We start from the raw sequence: 17,827 nt of genomic DNA on the forward strand, positions 1-17,827 counted from the left end.
GGACCCATGAACACAACCGCCCTCGTCGTCGCACTGGTCGCCGCGGTCACCGCTTCGGCCGTCTACCTCAGCGGCTTCGAACACGGGAACCTGCTGTACTACGTACTGATGGCCGTCGGACTCGTCTCGCTGGGGTACGTCTACTTCAGAGACGGCGCGTCGGCGTCAGTCTGAGGCCCTCCGGTCAGTTTTTTCGAAGCAACGTATCCAGCGCGTCCGGCACCACCAGCACGTCGCTTCCGGGTTCCACGGCGTCCGCGACCGATTCGCGGGCGTGCATCAGGCAGTCGTCCACGATTTCCGGATGCTCGCTGTTGGTGACGAACACGTCGTACTCCCGGAGGACGCGCGCCACGACGAACGCCCGCTGTGCGCCGGGTTCGTAGCCCCGGCGCATCTCGTCGTAGAGGCCCTCGGCGCTCTCGGCCTCGCTCAACCAGTCGTAGAAGCGCCGTTCGCCGGTTCCCTCGCCAGCGCCCTCCTGCAAGCGGGCGGGGACGACGATGCGGCCGTCCGGGCGGAGCGGGTCGTAGTCCCCGAGCGCGAGGTAGGTCCCTGCCCGCGTGGCCTGATAGAGATTGGCGTCTTTCGGCGCACCGACGCCCCCGATTACGGCATCGTATTTATTTTCTAAAGCAACAGAAACAGTTTCCTTGCATAACTCTGCAAGGTCGCTGACTACCTCGCGGTGGTCGCCCGCGCTCGCACCGAGGAGGCCCGCTGGCGCGTGGGTGACGTTCAGGCAGAAATCGAGGCCAATCAGGTCGCCCGCGGCGTCCAGCGTCTCGCGGAAGGGGTTGCCCTCGACGCGCCCAAGCCGAACCTCCTCGCGGGCCAGCATCTCGGGACCGTGGGTGTAGCGGATGAGCGACTCGCCGCCAGCGCCGATGGCGACTGTCTTCGCGCCGCCCGAAAAGCCGGCGTACTGGTGAGGTTCGACCATCCCGGTCGAAATCACCGCGTCGGCGTCCGCGACGGTGGGATTGAGTTCGATTTCGACCGGTTCGCCGTCCGGGCCGTCGATTGTACCGATTGGGTGGGCCTCCTCGGCGTCGTGATTCTCCGCGAGGACGGCGTATTCGCCGAGTGCGGTCCGTAACTCGTCGTCGGTCATCGGCCGGTGGAGGCCCAGACCCACGACGATAGAAATCTGGTCGCGCTCGACGCCGGCCTCCCGGAGGTCGGCCACCAGCGCCTCGACCAGCACGTCGTCGGGCGTGGCGCGGGTCACGTCGGTCACGACGATTGCCACCTCGTCGTCGGCAGACACGCGCTCGCTCAGCGGCGGGCCGTGGGGGTTCGCCATCGCTTTCCGGGCGGCCTCGCGGGGGTCCACCGCCTCTGCCTCCGGTGGCTCTGCGACCGTCACGTCGCAGTCGGCCAGCGATACCGAAATTCCGGCGTCGCCGTAGGGGAGTTCCATCTCAGAACTGGTAGCGCCGGTTGTCTCGGTCGTCCTGTTGCTGGGCCATCTGCTGGCCGCCGCCGCGCATCTCGTCGAAGGTCATGCCCGAGAGGTACTCGTCGTAGGTCACGTCGTACTCGCTCCGGAGGTGGAAGTCCAGATTCCCGGTATCGACCGTCTGCTGAAAGAGGAGATGCACCGCCCGCCGAAGCAGTTCGTCGGTCTCGTCGGGATTGAACGCGGCTTCGAGCATCGCCAGTTCGTTGCGCGTCTCGCGGTCGAGCGACATCGAAACCTCGTCGCCGAGGTCCGAATAGCCGCCTTCGAGGTCGTCCTGTAGGTCGTCGAGACTCATGCCCGGAGTGTGGACTGCGGGCCGGAAACGCCTTTCGACTGGTCGGGAATCGACTCAATCTTGCAGGAAACACTCAAGCATCTGGGAAACCTATCTCTACGTTGGGGGATACGAATGGAGAAAAACGTGGGTGGATTCGACAGAACAGCCCGATTGATTCTCGGCCCGGCGCTCCTGCTGGTCGTCCTCGCGTGGTTGCTCGGCGCAATCGCGCTCGACCTGTGGCTCGCCGTGGTCGTCCTGTTGGTCGGTACAATCCTGACCGTCACCGGCCTGACCCAGAAGTGCCCGGCCAACAGTCTCCTCGGGATGAACACGCTGGGTCGAGGAGACACCGAGGACGAGCGCACGGCTGAGACGCCGCGCTAGAGGGACGCGCCGCAGTCTCGACAGGTGGCGCGCTCGGCCCAGTTTTTCGTCCCGCAGTCGGGACACGAGACCCGATACCGGTCGTCTCGTCCGAGGTAGTCCGCGAACCCGATAGCCGAACCGATGACCAGCAGGACAGCGCCGACCGCGAGCAACGCTATCGGACCGAATACGACGAGGACCGCACCGACCGACGCCAGCGCCGCACCGAGAAGAACCGTCACGGAGGCCAACCTGTGCATGCGAGCCAGAACGTCGCGGGATTTGATAGTTCCACCGCTGGCGAACCGCCGACCATTTACCCGACTCGTCCTAACCTCGCGCCAATGAGCGACGCCGAATCGGACCCCGCATCCGACTCCGACGCCGACTACTCGCTCTCGGAGGACCTCCCGGCGGTCCGCGACGCCCTGATTTCGTGGTATGAGGCCGACCACCGCCAGTTCCCGTGGCGCGAGACCGACGACGCCTACGAGATTCTGGTGTCGGAAATCATGAGCCAACAGACCCAACTCGGCCGAGTCGTGGAGGCGTGGGAATCCTTCCTCGACAACTGGCCGACGCCCCAAGCCCTCGCCGACGCCGACCGGGCCGACGTGGTGGGATTCTGGACCGACCACAGCCTCGGCTACAACAACCGGGCGAAGTACCTCCACGAGGCGGCGAAACAAGTGGTCTCCGAGTACGACGGCGAGTTTCCCGACACGCCCGACGAACTCCAGAACCTCATGGGCGTCGGTCCCTACACCGCCAACGCGGTGGCCTCCTTCGCGTTCAACAACGGTGACGCCGTGGTTGACACCAACGTCAAGCGCGTCCTCCACCGCGCCTTCGACGTGCCCGACGACGACACCGCCTTCGAAAACGCCGCCAGCGAAGCCATGCCCGAGGGCAAATCCGAGGTCTGGAATAACGCCATCATGGAACTGGGCGGCGTGGCCTGCGAGAAGAAACCCAAGTGCGACTCGGCGGGGTGCCCGTGGCGCGAGTGGTGTCACGCCTACGAGACCGGAGATTTTACTGCACCCGACGTGCCCACTCAGCCGAGTTTCGAGGGGTCGCGCAGGCAGTTCCGCGGGAAGGTCGTCTCGATTCTGCAGGAGTACGACGAACTCCCCTTGTCGAAACTCGGTCCTCGCGTCCGAGTCGATTACGCGCCGGGCGGAGAGTACGGCACGGAGTGGCTGAAGGGCCTCGTCAGCGACTTGGCCGACGACGGACTGGTCGAGACGAGCGACGAGGACGAACTCGTCGTCCGACTCCGCCGATAATCTCCTCGTCGCGCGGGAGTCCCGCGCTCGAAGGAAACACATCTTTCACTGCGTGTCGCTAACTGACCGGCGATGCCGGGACTGCTCGTCTCCCTCGCTCTCGTCGTCGTCGCAACGCTCGTCATCTGGAAGGGAAGTACGTACTTCGAGGGGGCCGCCGAGCGCCTGAGCAAGCACTACGGTCTGCCGGTCGCGGTCCACGGTGCCATCGTGGTCGCGGTGGGGTCGAGTTTCCCCGAAATCAGTTCGGTCGTCATCAGCACCGTCTTCCACGGCGAGTTCTCGCTCGGGGTCGGAGCCATCGTCGGGAGCGCCATCTTCAACCTGCTGGTCATCCCGGCGTTCTCGGCGCTGTTCAGCGAGGAACTCGAATCGACTCGGGACATCGTTCACAAGGACGCGCAGTTCTACATCATCAGCGTCCTCGTGCTGTTCATCGTCTTCGCGCTCGGAGCGACCTACGTCCCCGGCGGAACGAACACCGCCGCCGTCCTGACGCCGGCGCTGGCCCTCGTCCCGATTGCCACCTACGGAATCTACGTCTTCCTCCACCAACAGGACGCCAGCGACCACGTGGCCGACGAGGCCCTCGACGTGCGCCCGGCCAGAGAGTGGGCCGTCCTCGCGGTGTCGCTACTGGTCATCGCAGTCGGCGTCGAGGGCATCGTCCGGGCCGCCCTCTCGCTCGGAGACATCTTCGACACGCCGAGTTTCCTGTGGGGACTGACGGTCATCGCCGCCGGGACCAGTCTGCCCGACGCATTCGTCAGCATTCGCGCCGCCCAGAGCGGCGACAGCGTGACCAGCCTCACGAACGTTCTCGGGAGCAACACGTTCAATCTCCTCGTCGCCATCCCCCTCGGCGTCCTGCTGGCCGGGTCGGCGACCATCAACTTCCTCGCGGCGATACCGACGATGGGCTTTCTGGCGTTCGCAACGCTGGTGTTCATCGTGTTCACCCGCACCGGCCTCGAACTCACCGACCGGGAAGCGTACGGCTTCCTCGGCCTGTACGCGCTGTTTCTCGTCTGGATGACGCTCGAATCGGTCGGCGTCATCGAGACCGTTCGAGGTATCTAACTGCAAGTACAGAAATCGACAGCGGTACCCGCCCCTGACCCGGCGCATCGGTTTTCGTCCGTGCAAGCAAATCCCTAGTTTGAAGCGAACCCGATGCGCCCGCCGTCTCCGGAGTTCGCTTCGCTTGCGTGCTGGTCGCGCTATTCGATTACGGCCAGAGTCCTCTGCTGGCTTTCGCCGCGCCGACCCGTTCCAGCGCGACGACGTAGGCCGCGTCGCGCCAACTCGCGTCGCGGGCCTCGACCTCCTCTCGCACGTCGTTCCACGCCGAGAGCATGTGCTCTTCCAACTCGTCGTTGACGCGCTCCAAGGACCACTGTCTGCGATTGATGTCCTGCAACCACTCGAAGTACGAGACCGTCACCCCGCCCGCGTTGGCCAGAATGTCCGGAATCACGGGAATCCCGCGTTCTTCGAGGATGGCGTCGCCAGCAGAGGTCGTCGGCCCGTTTGCGCCCTCGACCACGATGTCGGCCTGCACGTCGTCGGCGTTGTCGGCGGTGAGGACGTTGCCGATTGCGGCCGGAATCACCACGTCCACGTCGAGTTCCAGCACCTCCTCGTTCGTCAGGGTGTTGGGCGCGTCGTAGCTCATCACGGCCTCGGGTTCCTCCTCGTGGGAGGGGACCGCATGGGTGTCGAGACCGGTCGTGTCGTAGGCCGCGCCGTTCACGTCGCTGACTGCCACCACGTCCGCGCCCCAGTCGTCCAGCAGGCGGGCCGCGTTCGCGCCGACAGAGCCGAAGCCCTGCACCGCGACGGTGGCCTCGTCGATGTCCGTGTCGTAGTATCGCAGGGCCTCTCGGGCGATGATAGCGACGGAGCGACCGGGGGCCTCCTCTCTGCCCTCGCTCCCGCCGATGACCGGCGGTTTGCCCGTGACCACGCCGGGCGTCGTCTCGCCCTCCTGCATCGAGTAGGCGTCCATGAACCACGCCATCGTCTGGGCGTCGGTGCCCATGTCGGGGGCTGGAATGTCCTGTTTCGGGCCGATGGTGTCCCGAATCTCCTCGGCGAAGCGCCGAGTCAGTCGCTCTTTCTCCTCGGTGCTGAGGTCTTTGGGATTCACCACGACGCCGCCCTTCGCGCCGCCAAAGGGCAAGTCCATGACGGCGCACTTCCACGTCATCCACATCGAGAGACCGACGCACTCCTCGGCGGTCACGTCGGGGTGGAATCGCAGGCCACCCTTGTAGGGGCCGCGAACGTCGTCGTGCTGGGCGCGATAGCCGGTGTAGACCTCGACCGAGCCATCGTCGCGCTTGAGAGGCACGCCGACTTCGACCACTCGGGTCGGATGTTTGAGACGCTCGATAACGCCGTCGTCTACATCGACCTGCGTGGCCGCCGCCGATAGCTGTCGCAGGGCCGTTTCGAGCGCCGATTCGGTCTCGGAGTAGTCGTCCGCCTCGGAGTCGTCGAGCGTGTTCGTCGCCATGAATTACTCGAAGGGCATCCCTCGGTTGCGCATCGCGGTTCCGCAGTCGTCGCACTCGCCGGGATGGCTGTCGGTGCGCGTCGTCGTTCCACACCGCAGGCATTCGTACTCGTGGTCGGCATCCGAGTCGTAGTCAGGGTCGCGGAGGCTCATTCGGTAAAATTTGCTACGGACTCCGCCGCCTTCGACTGTGTTGTTGAATAGTAAACCGTGAGGAGGAGCTTCGAGGGTTACTATTCAACCTCGGACGCGCTCGGCCGGTTCTCGAACAGCGAGGAGAACAGTTTCCGTTCGATTCGGTTGATGTGGTCGTAGAACGCGGTGTGAGAGATGTCCAGCACCTCCGCTACCTCCCGACCAGTCACGTCCCGGTCGGCGTCGAAAAAGCCCGTGTGGTAAGCCATCTGGGCCACCTCCAGTTGGCGCTCGGTGAGGTCCTCGATGAGTCGGCCCGGCCTACCCGCGGTGTCCAGCGCCCGAGTTCGTTCGCGCTGGGCGACCGGTTCGGCGGCGTCGTAGGTGTTCGAGACCACTTGGTCTATCGAGCGAGTCGTGACGGAATCGGGCACGTCCACGGTCAGCGAGAGGCCCTCCGGGGTCGCCCGCAGGTGTCGGAGGACGGCCCCGTGGTCGGCGAGGACGCCGGTCACGAACTCGTCTCGAATCCGGAGGCCGACGAGGCCACCGTCGTCGGTCCGACGAATCACTTCGGCGTCCGCGACGCCGACGAACTCCTCCGCGGTGGTGACCACGCTGTCTGGGGTCGCCTCCTCGACGGCGGCGAACAGGAGGGTCGTCCCGTCGTCGCTTCGCACGTCGCCCTCGACCGAAAGCGTCGCGCCGGTCTCGCTGGCGAGTCGGTGGAGGACCGAACTCGGCTTCCGGATGCGGTATTCGAGTTCGACCACGGTGTCGCTCCGGAGCGCCGCCTTGCGCTGGACGGCGTTGATGGCCGCGGCCACGGTGTCGCCGAGTTCGCACAGCACCGACCGGACCATCTCGTCGAAGGCGTCGGGCCGGTCGGCGTAGACGTTCAGCGTGCCGAACAGCACGTCGTCGTAGACCAGCGGAATCGACAGCACCGACTGGAAGTCCCGCGACACCGCCTCCTTGCACCACGGGTCGGTCCGGAGGAGGTCGGCGACGTTCGAGACGAGGACGGCCTCGCGGGTGTCGGCGGCCCGGACGCTCGGTTCTCGGTGGCTCGATTCTCGATTGCTTGGTTCCCCGGCGTCGGGACCGAACTCCAGCGACACGCTGTCGAGGTAGCCCTGCTCGTCGCCGGCCCACGCCCGCGGTCGGAGCGACCGACGTACGGCGGTCGTCTCGCCGACCCACGCGAACCGGAATCGGTCGTCGGCGGTCAGGCGCTCACAGACCGCAGACTCGATGTTCTCGCGGGACTCAGCACCGACGAGGGCTTGGTCGATTTCGCGGATGAACTCGTTGACCCGGTTGAGTTTCGAGAGGCGTTCGTTCTGGCGCTGGAGCGCCCGGTCGCGCTCCCGGAGTTCGCCGTCGCGCTCTACGCGGTCGAAGGCCGCCTCGGTCGTCGCCGCCAGCAGTTCTGCGACCTCCTCGCTCACCTCGTCGAAGGTCTCGCCGTCGGCCGCGGCGGCCACGAAGACGCCGTGGTCAGCGAGCGGGACGGCGACGTAATCGCCCAGCGACGAGAGCAGGACCTTCCGGCCCTCTCCTCGGTCGTCGTTCCGGGTTCGGGTCTCGTCCTCCACGAAGGCCCTGCTGACCGCGCTCCGGCCATCGAGGCGGAGGAGCGGGAGCGGTCCGGCGAGGTCGGCAAACTCGTCGGAGGCCGCGGTCGGAGCGAGGGCGTTCTGGTCGCGGTCGAACTGATAGACCGCCCCAGCGGCCGACGGCAGGATGTCGGCCGCGTCGGCGACCACCCGGTCGGCGATTTCGGCTTTCGTCTCGGCGTAGAGCAGGCTTCGACTGGTCTTGTGGAGTTGAGTCAGCGCCCGCTCGCGCTGTTTTCGCTTGGTGATGTCCCGGCAACTGTAGAGGGTGGTCCCGCCTTGAATCGAGACCTGCCGGACGTTGACCAGCAGGGTGTGTTCCCGGCCGTGCTTGTCTGTCGCGGTGCATTCGACGTTGGTCAGGACGCCCTCCGAGTCGAGGCGTTCCCGGTCGAAAAGGTCCTCGCCCAGCAGGGCGTCGATGGTGCCGAGGTCGTGTATCTCCTCGGCGCTGTAGCCGAAGATGAAGTGAACGTTGGGGCAGACGTAAGTGAACTCGCCGTCGTCGTCGGTGACGAGGACGGTATCGGTCATGTTGTTCAGCGTGACGCGATGGAGTTCCTCCGAGCGGCGGAGTTCCTCCTCTAACCGGACGCGCTCGCCGACCTCGTGTCCCGCCACGAGGAGGCGAGTGATTTCGTCCCCGTCGTCCTCGGCGACGGGGCGGACCGTGAACTCGAATCGGACCTCCCGGTCGGCGTCGGCCAGTCCGGCCTCGAACTCGGTGTACTCGCCGTCTCTGGCGCGCTGGACTGCCCGCTGGAGGTCCCGGCGCGAGTCGTCGGTCCACGGGAGGCCCCAGAATCGCTTGCCGAGGAGCGCGCTGTCGTCGGCCCCCAGCGCGTCGAGCGCCCCCTGATTCACCCGAACGACGGTCCCGTCGGGGTCGAGGACCGCGCTGAACTGGTCCGGCGTGGCGAAGAAGGACTCGAACCGGGCGGCGTCCTCGTCACGGCGGCGCTCGTCGGCGTGGCGCTCGACCGCCGCTCTGCATCGGTTCGGGAGGCCGGTCGAATCGGCGGGGACGTAATCGGCCACACCGACCGCGATGGCCTCGCTGGCGAGCGATTCGCTCCCGTCGGTCGGGGCCAAGACGAACGGGGCGGTGACGCCGCGCTCGCGCAGGTCGGCCAACAGGTCGAGGCCGGTGGTCCCGGCGTCGGTCTCCTCGGTGAATCGGCGCGCGGCGACGACGCAATCGACGCCGGTTCGGTCGGTCGCAGTGGCTACCGCCTCGTCGGCCGACCCCGCTGGGCGCACCGAGAACCCGTCGCTGGCCGAGAACTTCGGTCGGAGTCGGTCGCGCCACGAGTCGGGACCGGCCAAGAGGACCCGGACGCGCTCGGTTGCGGTTCGTGACCGAGTAGTATCCATCGTGGCGGTGTTAGCGCGCTCGCCGATAAGAGTCTTCGTTGTGTGGCGGCGGATGGCGTCGGTCGAAAAATTCCCGACTGAGGGCCGGGGAGGACCGATTCGGCGGTCCCGCTCGGAGTAGCGAGGTTACTCCGAAGTCGTTGTCGTCTGGTCGCTCGCGCCGATGTAGTCCTGCAGGGTGCCCTGCTCCGGTTCGGGTAGCTTGGCGACCTGCTGTTCCTGCCGGTTCGTCGGCAGTTTCACGTAGTTGTTCGCGGCGACGTACCGCTCTTGGCCCATGTCCGAGAGCATCGTGAGGATGAACGCCGCTTCCTTCGGCGAGGTGTCTTCCCACGTGTAGCAGTGCAGGTCGCGGTTGAGCGGGTAGTCCTTCGCGCCGAGGTTCTTGCCGTACTCGTAGGTGGTGTCCTCGATGGTGAGCGCGACCGGCGGAACCCGCTCCTCGTCCACGAACGCCAAGGCCATGTACGCGACGGCGTTGTTGGAGTTTGCGACCAGCGTCTGGACCTGCTGGTTCTGGCCCTTCCGCACGTCTACGCCCTCCATCGGCGCGTTCGGACCGCCCAGCACGTTGGCGCGGAAGGAGGTGTCGGTGCCCGACCCCTCGGCGCGACCGATTGCCTGAATCTCCTTGTCCTCGCCGTCGTAGGCGTCGAGTTCCGACCAGTTCGTGAGTTCGCCCCGATAGATTTGCTGAACCTGCTGTAGCGTGAGTTCGGTGACGCCCGCGTCGTAAATCTCCTTGCTGACGACGAGGGGTTGGGCGTCCACGCCGACCACGTGGTCTACGAACTTGTTCAGTTCCTCCTCGCTGTCGTCGGGGAACTCCTGTGCGACCGTCGCGCTCGCGTCACCGATGTCGAGGACGCCGCCCCGAAGCTTCTCCAGTCCGGTCCCGGAGTGGCTCAGGCCGACCGTCACGTTGAACGGCAGGCCCTGACCCGACTCGAAGCCGTATCGGCTAGCCCAGAAGTCGGCGTAGTTCATCTCGGTGTCGATGTTCCACTCTCCCGGTCCCCAGTACTCCGCGTCGCTCGCCGGCGGATTGGAGTTCCAGACCGCCCCGGCCTGACTCGTAATCGGGTACACCGTCGAGGAGCCGCCGATTTTCAGCGGTCCTTGGTTACCACCGTCCTGTGCCGTTGCCGTCCCGGTTACAGCGAGGCTTCCGGCCGCTCCGACAGCCGCGAGGTATTTCCGCCGCGAAACCCGTCCCCCGTTCTCTGACGTGTCTGACGTCATCGAGTAGGACGACGACGTTTCCCCGTAAATCGACTGCTATGAGTGCCATATAGCTGTTTTAGCTCCACGGACGACGGGGGACCGGTACGAAGGAAACAGAGCAGAATGACCCACCTGTCCGAGTTGTCGTTTCGTCCGGACGTTGCGTCGTCGCTTCCCGCGGGCGGTCGGGAGGTTCGTTCGACCGGACGTGTCAGGCTAGAGAATACGCCTCGCGGTTCGGTCACGTCAGTTCGACCGAGACAAATCGCTACAATTTTCTCAGCAATATTATTGTTTCTTATACAAATAGTCGTGTTTCTCTTGGCGTCGGCGACGAGCGTGCCACCGACAGACACACCGCACCGTCACCCCCTGCACGGCACTACCTATTTGTCGCTCGCCGACGACCACGACGTATGCCAGATTCGCCACGCATCGTCGGCATCTGCGGCAGTCTGCGCGACGAGAGCGTCACCAGAGTCGCGCTCGAACACGCCTTGGAGGCCGTCGAGGACGAGGGCGGCACGGGAGTCGTCCTCGACCTGCGCGACTACGACCTCCCGGCCTACGACCCGGACGTGGACGCCGAGGACGCGGGTGACGCTGACCGACTCGCCCGCGAGGTCCGCGAGGCCGACGCCATCCTGCTGGGGACGCCGATGTACCACGGGTCGTACTCCTCGACCCTGAAGACCGCGCTCGACTACTGCGGGTTCGACGAGTTCGAACACAAAACCGTGGGCCTGCTGGGCGTCTCGGGCGGGAGTTTCCCCATCACCGCGCTCGAACACCTCCGGTCGGTCTGCCGGGCACTCGACGCGTGGGTCCTGCCGTATCAGGCCGCCGTCCCCCGGTCGCACAGTTCGGTCCGGGAGGGCACCTTCACCGACGACGAGTTAGCCGAGCGGGTCCGGGAACTCGGCAGAGAGGTGGTCAACTACGCCTTCATCGAACCCTGCCCGCCGACGATGGAGAGCGAGGAGAACGTCGGCGCGGTTGAATAGGATTTATATCGACCAACTCTGCCCCGACCGCAGGTCCCTTTTCCGAGCGACTCGTCGTCGTGACCATGCCGGAGACCAACCGGAAGTACCTACTGGCGAAGCGCCCCGAAGGCAAACCCGACCCCGACACCTTCGAACTGGTCGAAGAAGACGTTCCCGAACCCGGCCCCGGCGAAGTGCTGGTTCGGACGCTCTACCTCTCGGTGGACCCCTACATGCGAGGCCGGATGGACGACCGGGAGTCCTACGCCGACCCGTGGGCGGTCGGCGACCCGCTTCAGGCGGGCGTCGTCGGCGAAGTGGTCGAATCCAACGGAACGGAGTTCGACGCGGGCGACGTGGTGACGGGCAATCTGGAGTGGGCCGACTACGCGACGGCCCGCGGGAGCGACCTCCAAGCGGTCAACCCTGACCTCGGCCCCGTCTCGACGGCGCTCGGCGTCCTCGGGATGCCGGGCCGGACCGCCTACTTCGGCACCCGAGAAGTCGCCGAACCCAAAGCGGGCGACACCTTCGTCGTGACCGGCGCGGCGGGCGCTGTCGGGTCCGTCGCGGGCCAGATAGCCAAGCGGTCGGGTGCCCGAGTGGTCGGGTTCGCCGGGTCAGACGAGAAGGTCGCGTTCCTCGAAGACGAACTCGGATTCGACGCGGGAATCAACTACAAAGACATCGACGACTACGCCGCGGCGCTGGACGAGGCCGCCCCGAACGGCGTCGATAGCTACTTCGACAACGTCGGCGGTCCCATCACCGACGCCGTTTTCTCGAAACTCAACGTGGACGCGAGGGTCGCTGTCTGCGGCCAGATTTCGATGTACAACGCCGAGGAGATACCCACGGGACCCCGAAAGCTCGGGAAACTCATCGAATCGCGGGCCAGCGTCGAGGGCTTCCTCGTCGGCGACTTCGCCCCGCGATTCGAGACCGCAACCCGGCAACTCGCCGAGTGGGTCGCCGCCGACGAGATTCGGTACCGCGAGACCGTCACCGAAGGCCTCGAAAGCGCGCCAGACGCCTTCCTCGGCCTGTTCGAGGGCGAGAACATCGGTAAGCAACTCGTGAAGGTCGGCGAGCGCGACGAGTGAGTCGGTGACCCGCGGTCGGCGACGAGTTACCGCTCCTCGACGACTTCGACTCGCTCGCGCAACCAGTCGGCGGCCGCCTCGACCTCCGCGGAGTCGGTCCCGGTCACTTTCAGTCGATTCCGGTCCTCGACCGCGGGGTAGCTTCCGACGGTCACGTCGAACTGCTCTCTGACGCCCGACACGGCGTCTAACAGCGAGGCCTCGGGTTGGGTCGTGTAGAGCGTCACCGACACCGCGTCGCCGCCAAACTCGTCGGCCACCTCCTCGAACAGCGCCCGCATCTCGCCGGGAACGCCCGGAAAGGCGTAGACGTTTTCGAGGACGCAACCGGGACACAACCCCTCGGGATTGCGGAGCGGCCGACTCCCCGACGGGAGCGCCGCCCACGCATCCACGTCGATTTCGAGGTCGTGGGCCTCGACCGTCTCGGGGTTCTCGTCTCGGTAGGCCGCCACAGTCGCTATCACGTCCTCGCGGACCGTCTCCTCTACCACGAGGTCACGGTCGAACGCGTCGGCGATGGCGTCGGTCGTCACGTCGTCGTGCGTGCCGCCGAGGCCGCCCGTGACGAGTACCGCGTCGAAGGCCTCGGACCACTCGCGCACGGTGTCGGCGACGAGTTGTCGGTCGTCGGGCACGGTGAGGATGCGAGCGACCGTTGCGCCGGCGTCGGTGAGACGGCCGGCGAGCCACGTCGCGTTCGTGTTCTCGGTGTCGCCCGCGAGGACCTCGTCACCGACGGTGAGAATGGCGACTTCCATCGGACAGAGGGACGCTCCTCGCGGACAAAAGGGAAGCGGTCGGCGGACGAGGTCCACGCGAAACGTTAAGCGGGTCGCCCATCACGAAACGGATAGTAAACGATTTTTTGGTCGGTTTCGCTAGTGTCGGATGAAAGGGTGGTCACCCATGCCAGCAGTGCCGCACTACCCCTCGGACGAACCGGACCGCGAGCGAGGCGCACCGGACTTCGGCGAAATCGTGGACGAGATTCTGGAGCGCGACGACCCGACGCCGGCAGTCGCGTGACCTGTTTTTCCGCTTGCCGGCGTGCGGTGGTTTTCCACGAGTGGCATCCACCACTGTACGACCCGAATCGGCAACCCTTTTGATGCTCCCTTGAGCGCAGAACCGACATGCACAAGATAACGAACAGTGGGTGGGTTGAAGTGATAACAGGGTGCATGTTCTCCGGCAAGACCGAGGAGCTACTTCGCAGACTCCGGCGGGCCGAAATCGCGGACCAAGAGGTCGCCGTCTTCAAGCCCTCGCTGGACGACCGGTACGGCGAGGGGACCGTGGGGTCGCACAACGGCCGCCAGTGGGACGCGACCGTGGTAGACCCCGACGAAGGCGTCTGGGACATCGCCGAGGAGCTAAACGGCGAGGAGGTCGTTGCAGTAGACGAGGCCAATTTCTTCTCGGCGGACCTCGTTGAAGTCTGCGAGTTCCTCGCGGACGACGACCGGCGGGTCATCGTCTCGGGCACCGACCAGACCTTCCGGGCCGAACCCTTCGAACCGCTCCCGCGACTCATCACCCTCGCCGAGTACGTGGACAAGTATCAGGCCATCTGCGCGAGGTGCGGCGAACCCGCGACCCGGAACCAGCGACTCATCGACGGCGAACCCGCACACGCCGACGACCCGACAATCATGGTCGGCGCAACCGAGTCCTACGAGGCCCGATGTCGGAACTGTCATACCCTCCGGACCGACTAGCTTCGAGTAATGACCCAGTGGGTCGAGAATCCGACCGGCGGACGTGACCGAGGACCGGTGGCGCTCGCTCGGGCGTGGGTCGAAGTCCTCACCAATCCCCGCCGATTCTTCGAGCGCGGTATCGCGCCGGGCGACCAAGCGCCGGGCCTCGTCTTCGCCATGACCGTCGTGCTGGTCGAGGAGGCCACCCGGTTCGCACTCGTCTCGGGGGCGGCACCTTCCTTCGGCGGTCAGCCTGCGCTCTCGGCGCTGTTCGGCCTCGCGCTGGCCGCGGTGTTCATCGCTCCCGCCGTCCTCCACCTGACCGCCGCGCTCCAGACCGTCCTGCTGATGGCCGTCGTCCCCGACCGCGCCGGGACCAGCGAGACGGTCCAAGTCATCGCCTACGCGACAGCGCCGTGCGTCCTCGCCGGGATTCCGTCACCGACCATCCGGGCGGTCTGTACGCTCTACGGCGCGGGCCTGTTCGTCGTCGGCCTCCGGACGGTCCACGACACGTCGTTCCTCCGGGCGCTCGTCGCCGGGGCGATTCCGGGCGCGCTGGTGTTCGGCTACGCCTTCCGCGGGTTCACAGCGTGGCAGGACCTCCTCGCGCAGTACGGCGTCGAGTTGGGCACCCTCCTCGGGTGAATCGGGTCTCGGCGAACTGGCTGACGGTCGGTCGTCACCCGAAGTTACTCCCGGCCCTTATAAGACGGCGGCTCGCGTAGGTCGGTCCATGCTCAACCTCATCCTCGAGGACTTCATGCTCGAACTCAAGGACGGAGCCATCAAGAACGTCGGTCCCTCGAACAAGTCCGGCACCGCGAAACTGTTCGACGTGGAGTCGGCCGAGGCCCGCGAGTTCGGCGACAAGCGCGTCAAAATCGTCTGCGAGGACGACGAGGGCAACGAGGTCCAAGTCGCGCTGTTCCCCGAGCAGGTTCGGGAAATTGCGAACGACATCGAGGCGTTGGAAGACGATAGCCCCGTGTTCGAGTAACGGACTTCGAGAGTTGTCCTTAGGAAGTAATTAGATGTCTCAGAGGCTCCAAAATAGATTGTAGACAAATATATTTGTTTTCCTGACGCGCGGCGAGCGACTGCTGGGACGACGGAGACCGCACGCCACCGCGCCCCGTGCCTCCCCGCCTCCTCGCGCCTGTCGGCGCTCGTGCGGCGCATCCCGTGGACTGGTTCCCTTCGCGCGCCCGGTGGAGTAACCGTAGTCCCTCGACAGGAAACGTAGTCCTTCGACAGGAAAGCAGTCGAGTCGCGTGACCGGGAGAGCGGTCAACTTTCAAGACGCTCGGCGTCGGGTTTCTACCGGATGGCATCAGACGACGAGGACGGGTCAGGCCCGAGCAAGGCCGACCACTACCGCCACTGGGACGGGAGCGACGAAATCGTCTTCGCGGTCGAGGAGGACCGCGTGCTGACTATCAAGGAGTACGAGAGCGTCGAGGACTTCGAGCGGACCGTCGAGGACTCCGAGTACGTCGGGACCCACGAGGGCGTGGCCGACCTGCCGGGAGTCGAGGCCTTCGCTGACGGGGACGCGCCCGACGAGTAGTCAAACCAGTTTCGACAACAGTTTTAGGCCGGGGCTATATTTCTCGCGTATAAGATGGGTTCGTGTATCATCTGCGGCGCTCCTGCTGACGGCGCTATCTGCGACAGCCACGAGCAGGACGTTCGCTTCGAGTTTACCGGCAGTAATCCGAATCAACTGACGCCGGGACGGTACTACAAAGGAACGGTAGACGGCTTCGCCGAGTTCGGCGTCTTCATCAACATCGGCGACCGAGTGACTGGTCTGCTCCACAAGAGCGAACTCGACCAGCGACTCGACTCGCTCGACTGGGACGAGGGTGACGAGGTGTACGTCCAAGTCACCGGCGTCCGGGACAACGGCAACGTGGACCTCGGTTGGTCCATCCGCCAGTCGGACCGCGAGTTCCGCGGGAAGCTAATCGACGACCCCGAGAAGGGCGCGATTCTCCCCGAGGACGCTGACGACTCTGAGACCGACGACGGCGACGACCAGCAGGCCACGACCGACGGCGCTGGAACGGTTGACCCCCAGACTCAGCGCGACGAGGCCGAAGAAGAAGAAGACACCGACGACGCGGAAGCCGACGAGTCCGAAAGTGAGACCGACGACGCCGCGAGCGAGGCCGAGAGCGACGAACCGGCCCGTGTCCAAATTGAGACGCTGAGCGACCGCGTGGGCGAGACGGTCCGCATCGAGGGCGAAATCGTCGGCGCGCGCCAGACCAGCGGCCCGACCGTCTTCGAGGTCCGCGACGAGACCGCGACCGTCGATTGCGCCGCGTTCGTGGAGGCAGGCGTCCGGGCGTACCCCGAGGCCGAGACGGGCGACCTCGTGCGACTCGACGGCGAGGTCGAACTCCGGAACAACGAACTGCAGGTCGAGACCGAGGACCTCGAAAAACTCGACGGCGACGACTACGAGACCGTCGAGACTCGCCTCGAAGACGCCCTGCGCGCCGAGGCCCGCCCCGACGACGTGGACCTGCTGGCCGACCACGAGTCGGTGTCCGCGGTCCACGACCGCATCCGTGACGCCGCCGAGGAGATTCGACGCGCGGTCATGGAGTCGCGCCCGGTCATCGTCCGGCACAACGCCACCGCCGACGGCTACGTCGCCGGCGCGGCAATCGAGCGAGCGGTCCTCCCGCTGGTCCGCGACGAACACGCCAAGAGCGACGCCGAGTACCACTTCTTCGACCGGCGACCGCTTGAGGACGGCGACTACGACATGGCCGACGCGACCAAGGACGTGACGACGATGCTCGACAACCGCGAGCGCCACGACGAGAAGCTTCCGCTGTTCGTCGTCGTCTCCGCGGGGAGTACCGACGAGTCCCGCGACGGCTTCGAACTGCTCGACATCTACGACGCGCCCCGCGTCGTCGTGGACGCCGGCTACCCCGACGAGGACGTGGCCGACCTCGCGGACGTGGCGGTCAACCCCTACCTCGAAGGCGAGGAGGCCGACGACGTGACCGCGGGCGTCCTCGGCACGAACCTCGCGGCCCACGTCAACGACGACGTGCGCGAGGGCGTCGCCCACCTCCCGGCGGTCAGTTACTGGGACGAGACCCCCGAGGCCTACACCGACCTCGCCAGCGATGCGGGCTACGACGAGGCCCACACCACCGCGCTCCGCGAGGCAGTCGCGCTGGAAGCTTACTACCAGTCCTACGAGGACAAGCGCGAACTGATTACGGACCTCCTGTTCGAGCACGAGAAGCGGGACCTCGCCGAACACGTCAGCGAGCAGTTCAGCAAGAAGCTCCAGAACGAACTCGACACCGTGGAGCCGAACCTCTCGGTTCGGGGCGCTAACGGCGTCTCGTTCACCGTCCTCGACACCGAGGCGTTCACCCACCGCTTCGACTTCCCGCCGACGGGTCTCCTGCTGGACGAGATTCACCGGCGCGAACTCGGCGCGGAAGGCGCTTCCGACGGCAACCACGTCACCCTCGGCGTGGGCGAAGACGAGATTCACGTCCGGAGCGACGGCCGGGTCAACGCCCGCGAAATCGCCGAGTCCGCCAGCGAGGAGGTCGGCGACGCCGGCATCTCGGCGAAGGGCACCCGAGACGGAGCCATCGAGTTCCTCTCCGGCGAGCGCGAGGCCGCCCTCGACGCGGTGGTCCTCGCCATCAGCGACCGGCTCTGAACTGCGACCACTGCGGACAGCGCAGAAGACGCTTCTTTCGGCCGTTTTCGTCACGAGCG

19 protein-coding genes are annotated in these 17,827 nt (G+C 65.9%); 11 read left to right on the top strand and 8 right to left on the bottom strand.

All coding sequences use genetic code 11. The features are described from left to right. Positions 1–6: 6 nt before the first annotated feature. The gene (locus P2T57_RS06955) at positions 7–174 is read left to right on the top strand and encodes a hypothetical protein (protein ID WP_276301759.1); all 168 of its coding nucleotides are present in this window, start codon (positions 7–9) and stop codon (positions 172–174) included. A gap of 10 nt (positions 175–184) precedes the next feature. Here P2T57_RS06955 and P2T57_RS06960 read toward each other — a convergent pair whose 3' ends face one another. Both P2T57_RS06960 and P2T57_RS06965 read right to left on the bottom strand, forming a co-directional pair. Further along, entirely contained in the window at positions 185–1,423 is a 1,239-nt protein-coding gene (locus P2T57_RS06960) for a lactate racemase domain-containing protein (RefSeq protein WP_276301760.1), read from the bottom strand. Position 1,424: 1 nt separating this feature from the next. After that, positions 1,425–1,760: a ribbon-helix-helix protein gene (locus P2T57_RS06965; RefSeq protein ID WP_276301761.1), complete on the bottom strand. Its 336-nt coding sequence runs from the start codon at positions 1,758–1,760 to the stop codon at positions 1,425–1,427. 114 nt (positions 1,761–1,874) lie between these two features. On the opposite strand from P2T57_RS06965, the gene P2T57_RS06970 reads away from it, so the two are divergent. Continuing rightward, the gene (locus tag P2T57_RS06970; protein WP_276301762.1) at positions 1,875–2,129 is read left to right on the top strand and encodes a YgaP family membrane protein; all 255 of its coding nucleotides are present in this window, start codon (positions 1,875–1,877) and stop codon (positions 2,127–2,129) included. Here P2T57_RS06970 and P2T57_RS06975 read toward each other — a convergent pair. Further along, complete coding sequence (locus P2T57_RS06975) at positions 2,126–2,371, bottom strand: hypothetical protein (RefSeq protein ID WP_276301763.1); 246 nt, start codon at positions 2,369–2,371, stop codon at positions 2,126–2,128. The two genes, P2T57_RS06970 and P2T57_RS06975, sit on opposite strands and share 4 nt — an antisense overlap. An 84-nt stretch (positions 2,372–2,455) precedes the next feature. Here P2T57_RS06975 and P2T57_RS06980 point away from each other — a divergent pair, with 84 nt between their 5' ends. Both P2T57_RS06980 and P2T57_RS06985 read left to right on the top strand, forming a co-directional pair. Next, positions 2,456–3,400 carry an HhH-GPD family protein gene (locus P2T57_RS06980; protein WP_276301764.1) on the top strand — a complete coding sequence of 315 codons (945 nt, stop codon included), beginning with the start codon at positions 2,456–2,458 and terminating at the stop codon, positions 3,398–3,400. Positions 3,401–3,472: 72 nt separating this feature from the next. Next, on the top strand, positions 3,473–4,480 hold the full coding sequence (locus P2T57_RS06985; RefSeq protein WP_276301765.1) for a sodium:calcium antiporter: 1,008 nt from the start codon (positions 3,473–3,475) through the stop codon (positions 4,478–4,480). A 148-nt stretch (positions 4,481–4,628) separates the two neighbouring features. On the opposite strand, the gene gdhB is transcribed toward P2T57_RS06985, so the two are convergent. The 4 genes from gdhB to P2T57_RS07005 all read right to left on the bottom strand — a co-directional run bounded on the left by gdhB (position 4,629) and on the right by P2T57_RS07005 (position 10,288). After that, positions 4,629–5,918 carry a glutamate dehydrogenase GdhB gene (gene gdhB / locus P2T57_RS06990; RefSeq protein ID WP_276301766.1) on the bottom strand — a complete coding sequence of 430 codons (1,290 nt, stop codon included), beginning with the start codon at positions 5,916–5,918 and terminating at the stop codon, positions 4,629–4,631. A gap of 3 nt (positions 5,919–5,921) precedes the next feature. Continuing rightward, positions 5,922–6,071: a rubrerythrin-like domain-containing protein gene (locus P2T57_RS06995; RefSeq protein ID WP_276301767.1), complete on the bottom strand. Its 150-nt coding sequence runs from the start codon at positions 6,069–6,071 to the stop codon at positions 5,922–5,924. An 80-nt stretch (positions 6,072–6,151) separates the two neighbouring features. After that, positions 6,152–9,046, bottom strand: a complete 2,895-nt coding sequence (locus P2T57_RS07000) for a bacterio-opsin activator domain-containing protein (protein WP_276301768.1) — start codon at positions 9,044–9,046, stop codon at positions 6,152–6,154. 126 nt (positions 9,047–9,172) lie between these two features. Further along, positions 9,173–10,288, bottom strand: a complete 1,116-nt coding sequence (locus tag P2T57_RS07005) for a PstS family phosphate ABC transporter substrate-binding protein (protein WP_276301769.1) — start codon at positions 10,286–10,288, stop codon at positions 9,173–9,175. Positions 10,289–10,686: 398 nt separating this feature from the next. Between P2T57_RS07005 and P2T57_RS07010 the strand changes: the two genes are divergently transcribed. Together P2T57_RS07010 and P2T57_RS07015 are read left to right on the top strand one after the other, a co-directional pair. Then, positions 10,687–11,274: an NADPH-dependent FMN reductase gene (locus tag P2T57_RS07010; protein WP_276301770.1), complete on the top strand. Its 588-nt coding sequence runs from the start codon at positions 10,687–10,689 to the stop codon at positions 11,272–11,274. Between the two features lie 65 nt (positions 11,275–11,339). Continuing rightward, positions 11,340–12,359 carry an NADP-dependent oxidoreductase gene (locus P2T57_RS07015; protein WP_276301771.1) on the top strand — a complete coding sequence of 340 codons (1,020 nt, stop codon included), beginning with the start codon at positions 11,340–11,342 and terminating at the stop codon, positions 12,357–12,359. Positions 12,360–12,385: 26 nt separating this feature from the next. On the opposite strand, the gene P2T57_RS07020 is transcribed toward P2T57_RS07015, so the two are convergent. Continuing rightward, a complete protein-coding gene (locus P2T57_RS07020) occupies positions 12,386–13,120 on the bottom strand; it encodes a competence/damage-inducible protein A (protein WP_276301772.1) in 735 nt (244 codons plus the stop codon). Positions 13,121–13,495: 375 nt separating this feature from the next. Here P2T57_RS07020 and P2T57_RS07025 point away from each other — a divergent pair, with 375 nt between their 5' ends. The 5 genes from P2T57_RS07025 (at position 13,496) to P2T57_RS07045 (ending at position 17,768) form a co-directional block, all read left to right on the top strand. Beyond that, positions 13,496–14,080 carry a thymidine kinase gene (locus P2T57_RS07025; RefSeq protein WP_276301773.1) on the top strand — a complete coding sequence of 195 codons (585 nt, stop codon included), beginning with the start codon at positions 13,496–13,498 and terminating at the stop codon, positions 14,078–14,080. Positions 14,081–14,089: 9 nt separating this feature from the next. Continuing rightward, positions 14,090–14,710, top strand: coding sequence for a YIP1 family protein (locus P2T57_RS07030; RefSeq protein ID WP_276301774.1), 621 nt, complete (start codon positions 14,090–14,092; stop codon positions 14,708–14,710). 88 nt (positions 14,711–14,798) lie between these two features. Next, positions 14,799–15,062, top strand: coding sequence for a hypothetical protein (locus tag P2T57_RS07035; RefSeq protein WP_276301775.1), 264 nt, complete (start codon positions 14,799–14,801; stop codon positions 15,060–15,062). 327 nt (positions 15,063–15,389) lie between these two features. Beyond that, positions 15,390–15,632: a hypothetical protein gene (locus P2T57_RS07040; RefSeq protein WP_276301776.1), complete on the top strand. Its 243-nt coding sequence runs from the start codon at positions 15,390–15,392 to the stop codon at positions 15,630–15,632. 54 nt (positions 15,633–15,686) lie between these two features. Then, positions 15,687–17,768, top strand: a complete 2,082-nt coding sequence (locus tag P2T57_RS07045; protein WP_276301777.1) for a DHH family phosphoesterase — start codon at positions 15,687–15,689, stop codon at positions 17,766–17,768. Positions 17,769–17,827 lie beyond the last annotated feature (59 nt).

This window comes from Halorussus lipolyticus, from assembly GCF_029338375.1.
In the GTDB taxonomy this organism is placed as follows: Archaea; Halobacteriota; Halobacteria; order Halobacteriales; family Haladaptataceae; genus Halorussus; species Halorussus lipolyticus.

What these genes read in the sequence shown, in the direction of transcription:
- P2T57_RS06955 (WP_276301759.1), top strand. Translation starts at nt 7, where the DNA reads ATGAACACAACCGCCCTCGTCGTCGCACTGGTCGCCGCGGTCACCGCT.
- P2T57_RS06960 (WP_276301760.1), bottom strand. Translation starts at nt 1,423, where the DNA reads ATGGAACTCCCCTACGGCGACGCCGGAATTTCGGTATCGCTGGCCGAC.
- P2T57_RS06965 (WP_276301761.1), bottom strand. Translation starts at nt 1,760, where the DNA reads ATGAGTCTCGACGACCTACAGGACGACCTCGAAGGCGGCTATTCGGAC.
- P2T57_RS06970 (WP_276301762.1), top strand. Translation starts at nt 1,875, where the DNA reads ATGGAGAAAAACGTGGGTGGATTCGACAGAACAGCCCGATTGATTCTC.
- P2T57_RS06975 (WP_276301763.1), bottom strand. Translation starts at nt 2,371, where the DNA reads ATGCACAGGTTGGCCTCCGTGACGGTTCTTCTCGGTGCGGCGCTGGCG.
- P2T57_RS06980 (WP_276301764.1), top strand. Translation starts at nt 2,456, where the DNA reads ATGAGCGACGCCGAATCGGACCCCGCATCCGACTCCGACGCCGACTAC.
- P2T57_RS06985 (WP_276301765.1), top strand. Translation starts at nt 3,473, where the DNA reads ATGCCGGGACTGCTCGTCTCCCTCGCTCTCGTCGTCGTCGCAACGCTC.
- gdhB (WP_276301766.1), bottom strand. Translation starts at nt 5,918, where the DNA reads ATGGCGACGAACACGCTCGACGACTCCGAGGCGGACGACTACTCCGAG.
- P2T57_RS06995 (WP_276301767.1), bottom strand. Translation starts at nt 6,071, where the DNA reads ATGAGCCTCCGCGACCCTGACTACGACTCGGATGCCGACCACGAGTAC.
- P2T57_RS07000 (WP_276301768.1), bottom strand. Translation starts at nt 9,046, where the DNA reads ATGGATACTACTCGGTCACGAACCGCAACCGAGCGCGTCCGGGTCCTC.
- P2T57_RS07005 (WP_276301769.1), bottom strand. Translation starts at nt 10,288, where the DNA reads ATGACGTCAGACACGTCAGAGAACGGGGGACGGGTTTCGCGGCGGAAA.
- P2T57_RS07010 (WP_276301770.1), top strand. Translation starts at nt 10,687, where the DNA reads ATGCCAGATTCGCCACGCATCGTCGGCATCTGCGGCAGTCTGCGCGAC.
- P2T57_RS07015 (WP_276301771.1), top strand. Translation starts at nt 11,340, where the DNA reads ATGCCGGAGACCAACCGGAAGTACCTACTGGCGAAGCGCCCCGAAGGC.
- P2T57_RS07020 (WP_276301772.1), bottom strand. Translation starts at nt 13,120, where the DNA reads ATGGAAGTCGCCATTCTCACCGTCGGTGACGAGGTCCTCGCGGGCGAC.
- P2T57_RS07025 (WP_276301773.1), top strand. Translation starts at nt 13,496, where the DNA reads ATGCACAAGATAACGAACAGTGGGTGGGTTGAAGTGATAACAGGGTGC.
- P2T57_RS07030 (WP_276301774.1), top strand. Translation starts at nt 14,090, where the DNA reads ATGACCCAGTGGGTCGAGAATCCGACCGGCGGACGTGACCGAGGACCG.
- P2T57_RS07035 (WP_276301775.1), top strand. Translation starts at nt 14,799, where the DNA reads ATGCTCAACCTCATCCTCGAGGACTTCATGCTCGAACTCAAGGACGGA.
- P2T57_RS07040 (WP_276301776.1), top strand. Translation starts at nt 15,390, where the DNA reads ATGGCATCAGACGACGAGGACGGGTCAGGCCCGAGCAAGGCCGACCAC.
- P2T57_RS07045 (WP_276301777.1), top strand. Translation starts at nt 15,687, where the DNA reads ATGGGTTCGTGTATCATCTGCGGCGCTCCTGCTGACGGCGCTATCTGC.